Source organism: Amorphus sp. 3PC139-8 (genome assembly GCF_040750475.1).
Classification (GTDB): domain Bacteria; phylum Pseudomonadota; class Alphaproteobacteria; order Rhizobiales; family Amorphaceae; genus Amorphus.
The window spans coordinates 169,002-184,145 of the sequence record NZ_JABJVY010000001.1; the positions used below are offsets into that span (position 1 = coordinate 169,002).

Consider the following 15,144-nt stretch of genomic DNA (forward strand, 5'->3'; position numbering starts at 1 on the left):
TTTAAGAAAGGTTCCCACGATCTCCCGAATTGTGGTGCCCTGTTTAATGGGGCCGAAAAGCGGCGTCCCTATAGTGGCCTCATGACGACGCGGACCGGCTCACAAAAAAACGCCGGCCGCATCAGCAGGAGAGGCGAAATGATGCAGGCCCTTCACGAGACGCAGGCGGTTGCGTTCGATGCAGCGGTCGACCACCCGGCGGAGCCCTACAAAGTTCCCGCCAAGTTCACCGTCGCCGTCGACGACGCGACGCTGCATGTCCATCTCGACCAGGACCGTGCGCTGATCCGCCGGGTCGGCGCCGAGGGAACGGACACCGCCGTGGTTCCGATGTCGGCCTATCGGGGCGTGGCGGTGAGCGCATCCTACGACGCCGCCAGCGGCGCGGTGTTCCAGCTCACGCTCTGCCACCCGGATCCGAGCCTCTCGGTGCCGCTGGCCAGTGGTAGCTGCACCTCCGAGATCGGCCGCGCGTGGCGCTCCTGGGCGACCACCCTGGATCGTCCGCTTCTGGTGCTCGATCCCGACGGCACGGTCGCGGCCCGGCTCGACCAGCTCGGCGCGATCTTCGCGGAAAAGCCGCTCTCGCGCCGCAAGGGATCGGCGCTGGTGGGTCGCCGCAGCCGCACCGCGCGGCGCCGCAGCACCGGCCGTCCGAGCGGCCAAGTTCATCGCGGCGAACGCGAGATCATTGCCCGGAACTAACCTCTTTCGAGGGAAAAGACGCTCAATCCGGGAGCGCGTCCGCGTCCGTCGCGGGTCAGAAAAAGCCGCCATTCCTCACCAGCGAATCGGCGACCAGACCCGCGAAGAAGAACCAGCCGGCATGCCAGTTGGACCGGAACAGCCGCAGACACACGGTCGAATCGGAGATGTCGAGCGTCTTCACCTGCCAGGCGAGATGACCGGCAAAGCCGGCAAGGCCCAGATAGGCGAGCGGGCCGGCCTGGATCAGACCGCAGGCGAGCGCGAGCACCAGAACCGCCCCGGTGCCGAACGCCGCCAGGATCGGCTTGGTGCGCGGCCCGAACAAGAGCGCGGTGGACTTGATGCCGACCAGGACGTCGTCCTCTTTGTCCTGGTGGGCGTAGATCGTGTCGTAGAAAATGGTCCATAGGATCGCGCCGACATAGATGAACACCGCCGGCCAATCCAGCGATCCGAACACTGACGTCCAGCCCAAAAACGCCCCCCAGGAAAAGGCCAGGCCGAGCACGAACTGCGGCCAATAGGTGATCCGCTTCATGAACGGGTAGATCGCGACCACGAACAGGGAGGCGATCCCCATGCCGATGGTGAAGCGGTTGAACTGGAGGAGGACGACAAGCCCGATCAGCGCAAGGATGGCCAGGAACACCGCCGCCTGCCGTGTCGTGACCTGACCGGACGGGATCGGCCGGCCGCGCGTGCGGTAGACCTGGGCGTCCAGGTCGCGATCGACGATGTCGTTGAAAACGCAGCCGGCGCCGCGCATGGCGACGGCCCCGATCAGAAACAACACCCAGTACCAGGGGTTCGGGATCGCATAGCCGGCTGCATCGCTCGCCAGCGCCAGCGACCACCAGCACGGCCACAACAGAAGTTGCCAGCCGATCGGCCGTTCCAGCCGGGCCATTCGCGCGTAGGGCAGGAACCAGGCCGGCGAATAGCGTTCGACCCAGTGGCCGCGGACGGTATCGGGTAGCGGGGCACTGGAGGTCATGGGCGGCGTAAGCTTCCGTGCTGGAGTATCTGGAGGATGAAGAGCAGCGCATTCGCCTGCTCGCCACTCCAATCGGGCCCGCACTTAAATACGCAGTCTTCCTAAGTCAAAGGCTCCATCCAGCCCTGCTACAATCGCAGCCAAGATCTGACCTGAAATTTTCAACGGAACGCGCTGCATGGGGGGCGGCAGGTCCGGCCACAGGGATTTGGACACCGACCCATTCTCAAAACCTCGGCGCGCGACATGCAATCGAACTGGAAAGGCCAGGCGAAGCACAATGGCCAAGCGGCCCTTCGCATTGCCGGTCTTTATCTCGCGCTCGCGGTGTTCTGGGTTCTGGCAAGCGACCGGATCGTGCTTGCCCTCTTCGGTGACGGCCCCACCAGCCAGGCAATGCAGACCGGAAAAGGCCTGGCCTTCGTTACCCTCTCGGCGATCCTGATCTTCGCCCTTGTCCGCCTGGAGATACGCCGGCGCGAAACCGCCGAACGCGACGCCACCAGCACCCACGACCTGCTTCGGCTCGGCATGGCGGCCACCGGCACCACAGCGTTTCGCTACGACCGGGCCAGCAACCAGGTGTCCGCCTATCCGAGCTTCGAGGCGATTCTCGGCGAACCGACCAAATCGCTCTCGCTGCGCGAATGGACCGAGCGGATCCTGCCGGAGGACCGGGAGGGTGTGACGCTGCCGCACACCCGCTCCGATGGCGCGGATCCTCAGCATTACGAGGCCTCGTTCCGCCTGCAACGCCGCGACGGCAGGACCGACTGGGTACTGGCCCGCGGTCGCGCCATGTTCGACGAGTCCGGTCGGCTTCATACCCTCGTCGGCGTGTTCGTCGATACCGCAACCCGCGAAGCGCTGCGCGCGCGCCTCCAACACGCCAACCGCGGTTTGCGCGCCTTCCTTCATGCCAATCGGGCGATCGTCTCCGCCCGTGACCCTCAATCGATGTTCGAGGCCGTCTGTCGATCGCTGGCCGACGTCGGAGGCTTTGCGTTGGTTTGGGCAGGCCTCATCTCCGACGACGCAAGCCAAACCGTTCGTCTCGTCGCCTCGGCCGGCCAATGGACCAACGCGTCGGAAACGTCGCCCGCCGGCTGGCACGAAACGACGACCACCGACCCCGGCCCGATCGGCCGGGCGATCCGCACCGGCGAGGTTCAGTTCGCCTACGATCTACGCACCGAGCCTGCCCACGCCTCCTGGCGCAGCGAAGCCGACAGCCACGGGCTGAGGTCGGCGATCACCATTCCAATCCAGGAAGCCGCAACCGGACGCGCGCGGGGAGCGCTTGCGGTCTTCGGTGCGGATGCCGGCGCTTTTGAGGAAAACGACCGCGCCATCCTTCAAAATATCGGCCAGGATATCGGCCATGCTCTGGTCGCCCTGGAAAGCGAAGACCGGTACCAGGTTGCCGAATCGGCTCGGCTGAGAGCGCTGGAGCGCGAGCGGCACCTGCTCACGACCGCGATCGAAGCCCTCGCTCGCACCATCGAAAAGCGCGACCCGCACACCGCCGGCCACCAGAGCCGGGTCGCGACACTGGTCACGCTCATCGCCAAACGGCTCGGGCTGCCGCAAGAGCGGGTAGACACGCTCCGCCTCGGCGCCCTGATCCATGACATCGGCAAGATCGGCGTTCCGGTCGAGATCCTGACCAAGCCCGGGCGCTTGAGCGAGGAAGAGTTCGCGCTGGTGAAGACCCACACCCAGGTCGGCTACGAAATCGTCCGCGATGCCGGATTGCCCGAGGACATCGGCTTCGCCGTCCTACAGCATCACGAACGGCTGGACGGCAGCGGTTATCCGCAAGGGCTTTCCGGCGATGCGATCTCGCTTGCAGGCCGGATCGTGGCGGTCGCCGACGTCGTCGACGCCATCACCGATCACCGCCCCTATCGGCCGTCCCTCGGGCTGGAAGCCGCGATCGCGGAAATCAAAGAGGGCCGGGGCAGCCGCTACGACGCCAGCATCGTGGATGCCTGCCTTGCCGCGCTCGACGACGGGGCCTGCGAAACCTTCCGGCAGCAGCGCACCTAGAGCCTTTTCCGCTCCCACGGAATCGCCGAATCGATAAAAGATAAATGATTCAATAGCTTGATAAGATCCGATTTGTTCGGATTGAGTGAGCCCGAACGGAGCACTCTCTGGAACCGTCGGCCCAAACGACGGCCATTTGTCGCAGTTTCCATGAAAACGAAAATGATTTGCGACTGCCATTCCATGAACACATGCTAATATCAGAGTGTTCAGGTCATGGACCAATCCGGTAGTCGAGATCGGGACGAAGGGGGCGCGGCACCATGGACGGGACGGGATCCGTCCACATCATCGACGACGACGAAGCGATTCGGGATGCCTTATCGACCCTGCTTGAGCAGGCGGGGCTGATTCCGATCGCGCATGCATCCGCCGCGTCCTTTCTGGAGGACGTGGGCAACGGCGATTGCGGCTGCGTGATTACCGACGTGCGAATGCCGGGCACGACCGGCATCGACTTGCTTCACCGCATGGCCGAGATCGACCGCGTGCTGCCGGTCATCATCATCACCGGCCATTCCGACGTGCCGCTCGCGGTCGAAGCCCTCAAATCCGGTGCTTTCGATTTTATCGAAAAGCCGTTCGACGGCGACCAGATCGTCGAGCGTGTCCTTGCCGCCCTGGATATGCGGGAAAAGGCCCGGCGCAGCGAACAGACCCGCGCCGATGCCGCCTCGCGCATTGCCGCACTGACGCACCGCGAACACGACGTGCTTGAAGGGCTGATCGCAGGCCACGCCAACAAGGTCATCGCCCACAATCTCGGCATCAGCCCACGCACGGTTGAGATCTACCGCGCCAACGTGATGCACAAGCTGAAGGTGTCGAGCCTGTCGGAGCTGGTCCGGCTGACCTTCGTGGCGGAGGGGCTCTTGCACACCGACGCGCCCACTACGGCCGATTGACCCCTCTCAAAGCCCGATGCCCGCCAACGCGGTCAGCAGCAACGACAGATCGATCGGCTTGTCGAGCACTCTGAGCGCATTCAGACGGCGTGCTTCGGCGCGGGTTTCCTCGCTTGCACGCGCGCTGACCACGATCGCCGGCACCCAGTTCCCCGCCGCGCGCAGCTTCTCCAGCGCCTTCAATCCGCTGATGCCCGGCAGGTTCACATCGATGATGGCGCAACTCAGCGCCGAGAAGCGGGCGGCCTTCAGAAAGTCCTCGGCGCTGTGAAATTCCGACACGGCATAGCCGTCGAGTTCCAAAACCGTGCGCAGGGATTCCCGAACCGCGTCGTCATCTTCCACGAGCAGCACTTCGGTTTGCGCGCGCGGGGGCGACTCCGGGTCGAAAGTCGCCGCCTCGGCTCGGTCTGCGGCGCTTTCGCCGTCGACGTCGCTAGCACTGAAAAGTGTGTCATCCATTGCCAATGTGTCGCTTCTGACCATCGGTAGTCCCCAAACCGGCCCATCGTCTGGTCCTTGAGCTTCGGTAGCGAACCTGACCGCTTCGTTCCGAACGCCCAGGTGACGATGGTAGAAAGCACCCGCCGCGGACCCCTTGACGTGAATCAACGCGACCGCCGGATATGCGGCGATGCAAACGGGGAGCCAAAGGACGGATACCTTTCGATCCGGACAGTTTCGATAAACCCTGGAGTGCCGAAGCGGCAATATCCCGCACCGATGTGAGGGTATTTTCCGACATGCGCGAGCTGGTGCGGCTACGTAAGGAGAATCCCTTAGGGGCAATGTCTGAATAGTCGGGGGCCGCTCGGGCCGATAACGTTCCCCACGTTTGTGGAGGGCCAGTGATGCTGCAGTCTCACCTTCTCGATCGCTCCGAGAGCACCTATTCCGCGCTGAGCGCACCGGACGAAGCCATGCCGGACGCCAGCCTCCGCGATGTCTTTCTGCGCCTCGGCGGAACCATTCTGGTCGAACGCAACGGCGAAATTTACGCCGATGGCGAGCCGGCCGAGCACGTCTACGAAGTCATGTCCGGAGTGGTGCGGATCTGCAGCTATCTGGAAGACGGCCGCAGGCAGATTTGCGCCTTCCATTTCCCCGGCGACGTGTTCGGTTTCGAGCTCGACGAGGTCCACGCTTTCTCCGCGGAAGCGGTCACGCCGTGCAAGCTCGCCATGGCACGCAAGTCGGCGTTCAAGGATGCGGCCTCGCGCGAACCAACCCTTTGCGCTGCCATGTGTCGAACGGTCGCAACCTCGTTTGCGCAGCTCCAGGCCCATGTGGTCCTGCTCGGCCACAAGAGCGCGCAACAGCGCGTGACCGCCTTCCTGAAAGCGCTGACCCGTCATCACGCCAATGCCGGCGTCGTGGAGCTTCCCATGTCGCGCCAGGACATTGCCGATCATCTCGGGCTGACGATCGAGACGGTGTCGCGCACGATCACGCAGCTCCAGGACCTCGGCGTGATCTCGCTGGAGGGGTCACGCAAGATCACGGTGCGCCGCCGCCAACTTGCGGCATAATGCGCCCGCGGCGTTGAGGATGGCCGCCGACACTCCCATCTGAAATATGAAAGCGGCTGACGAGGCAGTTCCTCCCTGCCGGTCGCGCCGCGTGTTCTCCCCTAGATGATCCGGAGTCGGAACCGTGACCTCCCATCCGACGCAGACGCAATCCGCGCCCTCCCCCCTCGCTTTCGCCACTCCTTTTTGGCCTGCCCCCAAGCCCGAACACCGAAGCGATGGGTCGGCCCCACCGGCGCCGCTGAGCGACGGCGAAAAGACGGACGCGCTCGACGAGCTTGCCGAGACGATCGATCGCGCCGCCCACGCCTCCGTCGCCCGCGTGACTGGCGGGCTCGCGCCAATGGCGATGGCCTCCGCCTTTTTCGACTGGGGCACGCATTTAGCCTGGGCGCCAGGCAAGAATGTCCAGCTTTCGGTGAAGGCGGCCCGGAAATTGACGCGCCTGGCGGAGTATGCCGGGCGCTGCGCCACCTCCACCGACACCCCGACGCCCTGCATCGAGCCGCTGCATCAGGACAAGCGCTTCGCCGATCCGGAATGGCAGAAGTGGCCGTTCAATCTGATCCAGCAAGGTTTTCTGCTGCAGCAGCAATGGTGGCACAACGCGACCACGGGCGTTCCCGGCGTGTCGAAACATCACGAGCAGATCGTGGAGTTTGCCACCCGGCAGCTTCTCGACATGGTCTCCCCGTCGAACTTCGTCGCGACCAATCCGGTGGTGTTGAAGCGCGGCTTCGAGACCGGCGGGCGCAACTTCCTGGAAGGCGCGCAGAACTTCCTGGAGGATTGGCAGCGCCGCGCGACCGGCGATCAGCCGGTGGGTGCGGAAGATTTCCGGCCCGGGGAGACCGTCGCGGTCACTCCCGGAAAGGTGGTCTACCGCAACCGGTTGATCGAACTAATCCAGTACGAGCCGGCGACCCAGGACGTGAATGCCGAGCCGGTCCTGATCGTGCCGGCCTGGATCATGAAATATTATATTCTGGACCTGTCGCCGGAAAACTCGCTGGTGCGCTTCCTGACCGAACGTGGTTTCACCGTCTTCATGGTCTCCTGGTTGAACCCGAGCGCCGAAGACAGCGAGCTTTCGATCGACGATTATCGCGAGCTCGGCGTGATGGCGGCACTCGACGCGATCAACGCGATCGTGCCGGACCGCAAGATCCATGCGACCGGCTACTGCCTCGGCGGCACGCTGCTTTCCATCGCAGCCGCCACCATGGCCCGCGACGGCGACGACCGACTGGCGAGCGCCACCCTGTTCGCCGGCCAGGTCGACTTCGAGGAAGCCGGCGAGCTCACCCTGTTCATCTCCGAAAGCCAGGTGCGCTTCCTGGAGGACCTGATGTGGTCCCAGGGCACGCTCGATTCCAAGCAGATGGCCGGCGCGTTCGAGCTTCTGCGCTCCAACGATCTGATCTGGTCGCGGCTGGTGCACAGCTATCTGATGGGCGATCGGGCGCCGATGTCCGACCTGATGGCCTGGAACGCGGACGCCACGCGGATGCCGGCGCGCATGCATTCGGAATATCTGCGCCGGCTGTTTCTAGAAAACGATTTGTCGGAGGGCCGCTTCGAGGTCGAGGGTCGGCCGATCGCGCTGTCGGACATCCGTGCGCCGATCTTCGCGGTCGGCACCGAACATGACCACGTTGCGCCGTGGCGCTCGGTGTTCAAGCTGCACCTCTACACCGATGCCGACGTGACGTTCGCGCTCGCAAGCGGCGGCCACAATGTCGGCATCGTCGCGCCGCCCTCCAATCCGAAGGCGCACCACCGTATTCTGGAAAAGCTGGAGGATGGGCCCTACGTCGACCCCGACACCTGGCTTGCCACCGCGCCGCAACGCGATGGCTCATGGTGGAGCGCATGGACCGACTGGCTCGCCAACCATTCCTCCCCGGATCGGGTCGCGCCGCCGACTATGGGCAATTCCGACGCCGGCTACCCCCCGCTTTGCGACGCGCCGGGCACCTACGTCATGCAGAAATAAGAACAGAGCCCGAAAGCAAAGTAAGGCGAAGCGGTTTTCCGCTTCGCCTGGCAGCGTTCTGCGAAATCAAACCGCTTCCCGGCTGATGACCGCCTGCGCCTCTTCCATCATCTTGGAGGTCGCGGCGCTCACGTCGCCGGCGGTGTCCTGCATGTAGGTGGACTGGGCGTCGATCACTTCCGAAAGGGTGCCGCACTTGGCGAGTTCGCTATAGAGTTCGGCCTGGGCCTCAAGTCGATGGCCCGCGAACCGCAGCGCTTCGGACGCGACGGTGAGCGGAACATCGACCGCCATCCGTTTCCACAGCGTGAAGAACGGCCCCGGATAGACCACGTTCTCCGCGAACATGGGACGGAAATCGAACACGTCGGCAAAGGCGCGCGCGCCGGTTTCCTGCTGCTTCTGGTCAGACATGGTGAACTCCCTTCTCTCCGGGCCGCGATCGTGAAAGCCATTGCAGCCACTTCAAAAAAAGCAGAGCAGGATGCGGGCGGATAACCGGCACCCGCTTACTCCGCGAACCTGCTCGGCCCGCCTCGACGGCAGGCCCTCAGGAGGACGTTGACGGATCTCATGTGCGGCCGCATTGACGTCGCGCAAGGGATTGCTTTTCCGTTCGCCCGATAAATTGTTCGGGCGTAGCCAATTCAACCGGTCGCACGTGCCTTGTGCACCACGCGCAGCGAACATCAGGGAGTAGTGAGATGCAGGTCGGAGACATCATGACGGTGGGCGCGGCGACCGTTTCGCCCGAGACCACGATCGCGGAAGCCGCCCGCTTGATGCTGGAGCACCACATCAGCGGACTTCCGGTGGTGGACGCCAATGGCGCGCTCCTGGGCATGGTGACGGAGAAGGACCTTCTGCGCCGCTCCGAAATCGGCACCGAGCAGGACCATGCCCATTGGATGGAGCTGGTCATGAGCGCGACCAAGCTCGCCGACGAATATGTTCGCGCCCATGCCCGCACGGTGGCCGACGTGATGACCCGCGACGTCGTGACGGTGTCGCCCGACACCTCGCTCTCCGACGTGGTTGCGATGATGGAGAAGCACGGCTACCGCCGCCTGCCCGTGGTCAAGGACGGAAAGGTGACGGGCATCGTCGCGCGCGCCAACTTTTTGCGTGCGCTGGTGCGCCGGGCCGAAGGCACGCCCCCGGCGACGGCGGACGACCTGGAGATCCGCTCCAAGATCGTGGACGAGATTCATGAGCGCGGTTGGGTTCCGACCTCCAGCATCGAAGTGCTCGTGACTAACGGCGTCGTCGAGCTGAAAGGTGCCGTCGTCGATGGACGCATCCGCGACGCGCTGCGCATCGCGGCGGAGAACACCGCCGGCGTCAAATCGGTGGAGGATCACATCGAAATCGTGCCGGCGATGCCCGGCTGGATCTGACCCCGACATCCGGCGGGACGCGTCGATCTGCGTCTCAAGAGAGCGGGATGCGGAAAGGGTCGGCCCTGATCGTCCATCTCCGCCCCGTTCGAGCCGAGTGACGCGGAATTGGGCAAAAGCATCGGCCAATTTCGTTTGTTCGCGGAATTGTTCCGCCCTCGCAGAGACTTGAGGGGGGAAGTCCAGATTGCCGAAAAGTTCGGCTTCGGACAGGTCCAATTCCGTGATAGTGTGCAACGCAACAAAATCCGAAAACAAGTCATTCATCTTCGGTGCGGAAGGAGGCGCCGCACCGCCGCGTATCGGATTCTTGTGTGATGAGCACCAAGGCCTTTTTGACCCGTCTGACCTTAGCCGCCCTTCTGACGGCGTCCGCCGCTTCGGCATATGCCGACGATGTGCGGCCATTGGATCTGGCCCTGTCAGGCGACACCAACCGCAACTATGCCGTGACGGTGAGCACCCGCACTCCGCGCTGGTGGATCCCGAAGGTGGGCACCGATCTCAATTTCCAGGTGGCCGCGCCGCCGATCCCGAGCGTGCGTCCGGGATTGCCGCCGTCCGAACCCACCGGAGCGGTGTGGTCGTCGCTCACCCTGCCCGGCAGTGGCGCAGGGCTTGCCTGGGATAGCGCGAAGCTTGAGTTTCGGGTCGACCCATCCGCCCGCTCCAGCACGATCAACGTCTCGACCACGCGGACGTGGGCGATCGGCGCACGGGTCTCGGCCAGCTTCACCGACACCTATTCGCTGGTCCGCAATGAAACCAGCGCCGAGGCGGATTGGGGTGCAATCAACGCCTTCCGCGTCGACTACAAGCCGAGTGGAACCGCTTTCGTGGCGGAAAATCTCCGTTCCATCGACGACGACGATTGGCACACCAACTTGCGCGCCGAACAGGCGCTCGGCTTCGGCCTGAGCGTTTCGGCCTCCGTGAGCAATGTCATGTCGGAAGATATCAGCCGCACCGTGCTCGCGAGTTTCTCGCGGACCTGGTGAGCCCCACGGGCCCCGAGACTTCGTCTTTTCCCCCACGCACAAAAAGAGCCCGCGCCTTTCCCAAGCACGGGCCCTGAAGACTTTTCCGCTCAGATGGAAACATCCGAGCAATAAGAAATGACTGCAGATTCAATAGGTTGAGCATGTCCGGTTCAAATTGAGTCAATTCGAACGGCACAGGCTCTATCGACCGCTCTTCAAGAGCGGGACAATCGTTTGAATTCGCGCGCTTTACCCACTCAGCCCTCACCCGGCCTTCGCCGGGGCGAGCGGAACGAGGGAGCGCCACTTTCGACCGAGAGCATCAGCAAACGATCAGCATCGCCTGATGCTCTCGATCTTTTTCTATCGCGCCGGCCTTTGCGAAAAACGGAACTCGCTTTGGTCGGCGGTCTGCGCAAAAACGAGACCCGGCCCGCTTTCCCGGAGTCACGGAGCGGGTCGAAGTTCTTGTTTCGACGCGCGTCCGAACGGACAACCGGTTTCCACTTGGCCTGGAAACGCGCTCTAGTCCTGCGGCTGCGGAACGAGCCGCAGGTAGGGCTTCAGCGCCTTCCAGCCGTCGGGATACTTCTTCTTCGCGTCCTCGTCGGACACCGACGGCACGATGATTACGTCCTCGCCCGACTTCCAATTCACCGGCGTGGCGACCTGGTGCTTCGCGGTAAGCTGGAGCGAATCGATCAGCCGCAGGATCTCGTCGAAGTTGCGGCCCGACGAGGCCGGATAGGCGAAGGTCGCCTTGATCTTCTTGTCCGGGCCGATGATGAACACCGAGCGGACCGTGAAGGTGGTGTCCGCATTTGGGTGGATCATGTCGTAGAGCGAAGCGACCACCCGGCCGGGATCGGCGATCAGCGGGAAGTTCAGAGCCGTGCCCTGAGTCTCCTCGATGTCCTTCGACCAGCGCTCGTGGTCGTCGAGCGGATCGACCGACACGCCGATCACCTTGACGTTGCGCTTGTCGAATTCCGATTTCAGCTTGGCGGTATAGCCGAGCTCCGTGGTGCACACCGGCGTGAAGTCGGCCGGATGCGAAAACAGGACGGCCCAAGAGCCGTCGATGTAGTCATGGAACTTGATCGGGCCGCTGGTCGACTCGACCTCAAAGTCGGGCGCCGTATCGCCGATGAGCAGAGCCATGGCACGTACCTCCTTCGTTGGGTGTTCGTTTATGTGGGCCTCGCAGCCCCTGAGATCTAGAAATGGCGTCTCGTTCTTGCGGCGGGGTGCGAAACAGATTTTCCCGTTCCCCGCCGCATACGCACATTAGCCCCAAACGAAATACGCCGACAGGCGGCCGATCGTCGCCGGTCTCAGCGATTCCCGGTAAGTCGAAAACCGGTTCGCCCGGCACACCCGCTCAATGCGGGTCCAGCTCGACGGCGAATTGATTGACCGGGACCGTCTCCTCAATCAGCCCGCGCTCTTTCATGAAGGCGCCGAACTGCTGGTAGCGGCCGTGATCGAGTGCGGCGGGACGCAGCGCGAAGCGGCGCAGCGTGGCGGCAAAGGCCTCGCGGTTGAATTCGTCGTTCAGATCGGGATGTGCGCTCGCGTACACCTCGAACGCCTCCTCGGGATGATTGGTCTGCCACATCACCGCCCGCTCGACCGCCCTCAGAAAAGCGGCCAAGCGCGGGTCGTCGAGTCGGTCGTTTTTGGCGACGAAGATTAGCTCGTCATAGGTCGGAACCCCGTGCTCCTCCGGATAGAAGGCGCGGGCGTCGACGCCCTGCAACCGAAGCTGCGGAAGCTCGATGTTGCGGTAGGCGCCGATCACGGCATCGACCTTCTTGGACAAGAGCGCCGGCGACAATGCGAAGTTCACGTTGATCAGCTCCACATCGTCGATCGACACTCCGGCCGAGGCGAGCATGGTGCCGAGCAGCGCGTCCTCGACGCCGGCAACCGCATAGCCGACGGTCTTGCCCTTGAGATCGGACAGCTCCTTCACCGGTCCGTCGGCCAGGACGAGCAGCGTGTTGAGCGGGGTCGCGACCAAAGTCCCGATCCGCACCAGCGGGAGCCCCTCCGCCACCTGCTGATAAAGGCTCGGCTGATAGGTCACCGCAACATCGCCATCGCCGGCCGCGATCAGCCGCGGCGGCGCGCTCGGATCGGAGGGAGCGACGAGCTCCACGTCCAATCCTTCGTCGGCGAAATATCCCTTCTCCTTGGCGATCACGAGCGGGGCGTGATCGGGATTGACGTACCAGTCGAGCAGCACGGTCAGGGGCTCCGCAGCCCTGGCGGGCACGACGGAAATCAAGGCGGATAGCAGGGCCGCAGCGGCCAATCGGAACATGACGAAAGTCTCCTTGCGATTTTATTTCGCGGCTAAGTGACGGGAAGGAGAGATCAGAGCCTCCGGCGCCGGGAACCGTCGGAGGCTCAGGCCCTATTGCGTTTCAGGCGCCCACGGCGTCAGCCGTCGGGCAAGCGCGTCGACCGCGAGTCTGAGCGCGACCGCCATCACGGCGAGAAGCGCCAACGCGGCGAACAAAACGTCGGATTGCAGCCGGGCATTGGCGTGCAGCATCACGAAGCCAAGCCCGGCGGAGGAGCCCACCCATTCGCCAACGACGGCCCCAATCGGGGCGACGGCGGCGGCCACCTTGAGCCCGGACAACAGGCTCGGCAGCGCGGCCGGCACGCGGATCAGCGCCAGCGTCTGCAGCCGGCTCGCCCGATTGAGCCGGGCGAGCTCCAACAGGCCGGCCTCGGTCCGTACAAGCCCGTCATAGAAGGCGGAGGCCACGGGGAAATAGATGATCAGCGTCGCCATCACGATCTTGGAGGCCATGCCATAGCCGAACCAAAGCACCAACAGCGGCGCGATCGCGAACACCGGCAGGGCCTGGGTGGCGATCACCACCGGCAGGATCACGCGGCGCGCCGGCGGGAACGCGCTCATGGTCAGCGCCGTCACCATGCCCGACAGGACGCCGATGGCGAGCCCGAGCAGGATTTCACTCGCCGTCACCAACGCATTGGACAAGAGGTAGGCGCCGCGCGTGTTGAACGCGCTCGCCACCTCCAACGGGGGTGGCAGGATGAACGGCGGCAAGGCGAACACCCGGATCACCGCCTCCCAAAGGAGGACGAGACCGGCTGCCACCAGAATGGCGCGGAGAACGGACATCGCAGCGAAGACGCGGGACGCGTGGAGCGAACGCGTCAGACGCGCGCGGTCACGTGCCGGCGTTGACCGGCAACGGCCCATTGCGCACGGGGCCGCGAGACGTCGAGGGAGAAAAGAAGAGGATGCAGCATGGGATCTACCGTCCAAAACAAGCGGAATCGGGAGATCCGGGGATGACGAGCGGCGGTCGTGTCCGTCCCTTCGCCGGTATGACCCGGATCAGGTTCAAAGGGTTCGGTACCGGCCGGCACCATCTCAGCTCGCGTGTGCGAACACCCCTCGGAACGACACCCAGTGTTGCGCAAGCCGATCGCCGCCGCAAGCCCTGCGGCTTGTCTGAAGAGACAAGCTGATCGACCCTGCTAATGGAGCGGGATGCCGGCGGAAAACAGTGCCCCCTTTTCCTCATCCCGCTCAAGATCAACCCCTTCGGGCTCTTGTCCGATGGGACGAGTTGATCGCTCTTCATTCATGGAGCGGGATGCGGGCGGAAAACCGGTCCCCCACTTTTCCTCATCCCGCTCAAGATCAACCCCTTCGGACACCGTCCGATGGGACGAGTTGATCGCTCTTCATTCATGGAGCGGGATGCGGGCGGAAAACCGGTCCCCACTTTTCCTCATCCCGCTCCAAGCCGAGTTCACGCGAATCGCGCTCACCGTCCGCGTGCGTGGTAGTCGGCGTTGGGGCGCATGTCGGTCGCGGTCGCGACCCGATTCGACATGTTGAAGAATCCGATCACCGAGGCGATGTCCCAGATCTCCCGCTCGGTGAAGCCGGCGGCCCTGAGCACCTCGCGATCGCCCTCGCCAACATCGAACGGGGTTTCCGTCAGCTTCCAGGCGAAGTCGAGCATGGCGCGCTGGCGCTCGCTCAGCCGGGCGGCGCGGTAGTTCATCACCATCAGCTCGCCAAGCGCCGGATCGCCGGAGAGCTCGCGGACCGCCGACCCGTGCGCGACCTGGCAGTAGTAGCAGCGGTTCGCGCTGGACACGACAACGGCGATCATCTCGCGTTCCAGCTTCGACAGCCCGGACTCGCCCAGCATGAGATCGTTGTACATGTCCGTGAACGCGCGCAGCTTCGTCTCGTCGAAGGCGTAGGCCTTGAGCACGTTCGGCACCAGGCCGAGCTTTTCCTCGCACTTGGCGAAATAAGCCTCGGTCGCCGCGCTCAACGGTTCGCCGCGCGAGACATCAAGCGCGGTCACCGGATCGTCGAAGTCGGGGCTTGCGGGCTGTTGATCGCTCATGGTCGTCCTCCCTTTCCGCCGGCAGCCGGCGGTTTCGCGATTTTGTCGAACGAGCTTCCCGCGACCGCAGGTTGGGATCAACGGCCCTCCCCCCAAAAGCTTCATGAAAAGAACGAAATCCGCGTGCGATAGGAGCCCATTCAGCCGGCATCGCCAACCGATGAACTGCGC

Annotated in this window: 14 protein-coding genes and 1 riboswitch; of the genes, 7 read left to right on the top strand and 7 right to left on the bottom strand. The window is 64.0% G+C overall.

Features of this window, described 5'->3' with window-relative positions; all coding sequences use genetic code 11:
- Positions 1-138 precede the first annotated feature (138 nt).
- Positions 139-705, top strand: coding sequence for a DUF6101 family protein (locus HNS03_RS00760; protein ID WP_367192345.1), 567 nt, complete (start codon positions 139-141; stop codon positions 703-705).
- Between the two features lie 55 nt (positions 706-760).
- Here HNS03_RS00760 and ubiA read toward each other — a convergent pair whose 3' ends face one another.
- The gene (gene ubiA, locus HNS03_RS00765) at positions 761-1,702 is read right to left on the bottom strand and encodes a 4-hydroxybenzoate octaprenyltransferase (RefSeq protein ID WP_367192346.1); all 942 of its coding nucleotides are present in this window, start codon (positions 1,700-1,702) and stop codon (positions 761-763) included.
- Positions 1,703-1,948: 246 nt separating this feature from the next.
- On the opposite strand from ubiA, the gene HNS03_RS00770 reads away from it, so the two are divergent.
- Both HNS03_RS00770 and fixJ read left to right on the top strand, forming a co-directional pair.
- Positions 1,949-3,751 (top strand): HD domain-containing phosphohydrolase, encoded by a 1,803-nt coding sequence (locus HNS03_RS00770; protein WP_367192347.1) that lies wholly within the window; start codon positions 1,949-1,951, stop codon positions 3,749-3,751.
- Positions 3,752-4,014: 263 nt separating this feature from the next.
- Complete coding sequence (fixJ, locus tag HNS03_RS00775; protein ID WP_367192349.1) at positions 4,015-4,656, top strand: response regulator FixJ; 642 nt, start codon at positions 4,015-4,017, stop codon at positions 4,654-4,656.
- A 6-nt stretch (positions 4,657-4,662) separates the two neighbouring features.
- On the opposite strand, the gene HNS03_RS00780 is transcribed toward fixJ, so the two are convergent.
- Positions 4,663-5,142, bottom strand: a complete 480-nt coding sequence (locus HNS03_RS00780; protein ID WP_367192351.1) for a response regulator — start codon at positions 5,140-5,142, stop codon at positions 4,663-4,665.
- A 365-nt stretch (positions 5,143-5,507) separates the two neighbouring features.
- Here HNS03_RS00780 and HNS03_RS00785 point away from each other — a divergent pair, with 365 nt between their 5' ends.
- Together HNS03_RS00785 and HNS03_RS00790 are read left to right on the top strand one after the other, a co-directional pair.
- Positions 5,508-6,185: a helix-turn-helix domain-containing protein gene (locus HNS03_RS00785; RefSeq protein WP_367192353.1), complete on the top strand. Its 678-nt coding sequence runs from the start codon at positions 5,508-5,510 to the stop codon at positions 6,183-6,185.
- Between the two features lie 241 nt (positions 6,186-6,426).
- Entirely contained in the window at positions 6,427-8,181 is a 1,755-nt protein-coding gene (locus HNS03_RS00790) for a PHA/PHB synthase family protein (protein ID WP_367192797.1), read from the top strand.
- 66 nt (positions 8,182-8,247) lie between these two features.
- On the opposite strand, the gene HNS03_RS00795 is transcribed toward HNS03_RS00790, so the two are convergent.
- Entirely contained in the window at positions 8,248-8,595 is a 348-nt protein-coding gene (locus tag HNS03_RS00795; protein WP_367192355.1) for a phasin family protein, read from the bottom strand.
- A 290-nt stretch (positions 8,596-8,885) separates the two neighbouring features.
- Here HNS03_RS00795 and HNS03_RS00800 point away from each other — a divergent pair, with 290 nt between their 5' ends.
- Together HNS03_RS00800 and HNS03_RS00805 are read left to right on the top strand one after the other, a co-directional pair.
- On the top strand, positions 8,886-9,578 hold the full coding sequence (locus HNS03_RS00800) for a CBS domain-containing protein (RefSeq protein ID WP_367192356.1): 693 nt from the start codon (positions 8,886-8,888) through the stop codon (positions 9,576-9,578).
- Positions 9,579-9,895: 317 nt separating this feature from the next.
- Complete coding sequence (locus HNS03_RS00805) at positions 9,896-10,576, top strand: hypothetical protein (RefSeq protein ID WP_367192358.1); 681 nt, start codon at positions 9,896-9,898, stop codon at positions 10,574-10,576.
- Between the two features lie 507 nt (positions 10,577-11,083).
- Here the strand turns inward: HNS03_RS00805 and HNS03_RS00810 are convergent.
- The 4 genes from HNS03_RS00810 to HNS03_RS00825 all read right to left on the bottom strand — a co-directional run bounded on the left by HNS03_RS00810 (position 11,084) and on the right by HNS03_RS00825 (position 14,973).
- Positions 11,084-11,719 carry a peroxiredoxin gene (locus tag HNS03_RS00810; RefSeq protein WP_367192360.1) on the bottom strand — a complete coding sequence of 212 codons (636 nt, stop codon included), beginning with the start codon at positions 11,717-11,719 and terminating at the stop codon, positions 11,084-11,086.
- Between the two features lie 220 nt (positions 11,720-11,939).
- Positions 11,940-12,884 (bottom strand): ABC transporter substrate-binding protein, encoded by a 945-nt coding sequence (locus tag HNS03_RS00815; RefSeq protein ID WP_367192362.1) that lies wholly within the window; start codon positions 12,882-12,884, stop codon positions 11,940-11,942.
- Positions 12,885-12,977: 93 nt separating this feature from the next.
- Entirely contained in the window at positions 12,978-13,721 is a 744-nt protein-coding gene (locus HNS03_RS00820) for an ABC transporter permease (RefSeq protein ID WP_367192363.1), read from the bottom strand.
- A gap of 179 nt (positions 13,722-13,900) precedes the next feature.
- A riboswitch (TPP riboswitch) is annotated at positions 13,901-14,011 on the bottom strand.
- A 365-nt stretch (positions 14,012-14,376) separates the two neighbouring features.
- Positions 14,377-14,973 (bottom strand): peroxidase-related enzyme, encoded by a 597-nt coding sequence (locus HNS03_RS00825; protein ID WP_367192365.1) that lies wholly within the window; start codon positions 14,971-14,973, stop codon positions 14,377-14,379.
- Positions 14,974-15,144 lie beyond the last annotated feature (171 nt).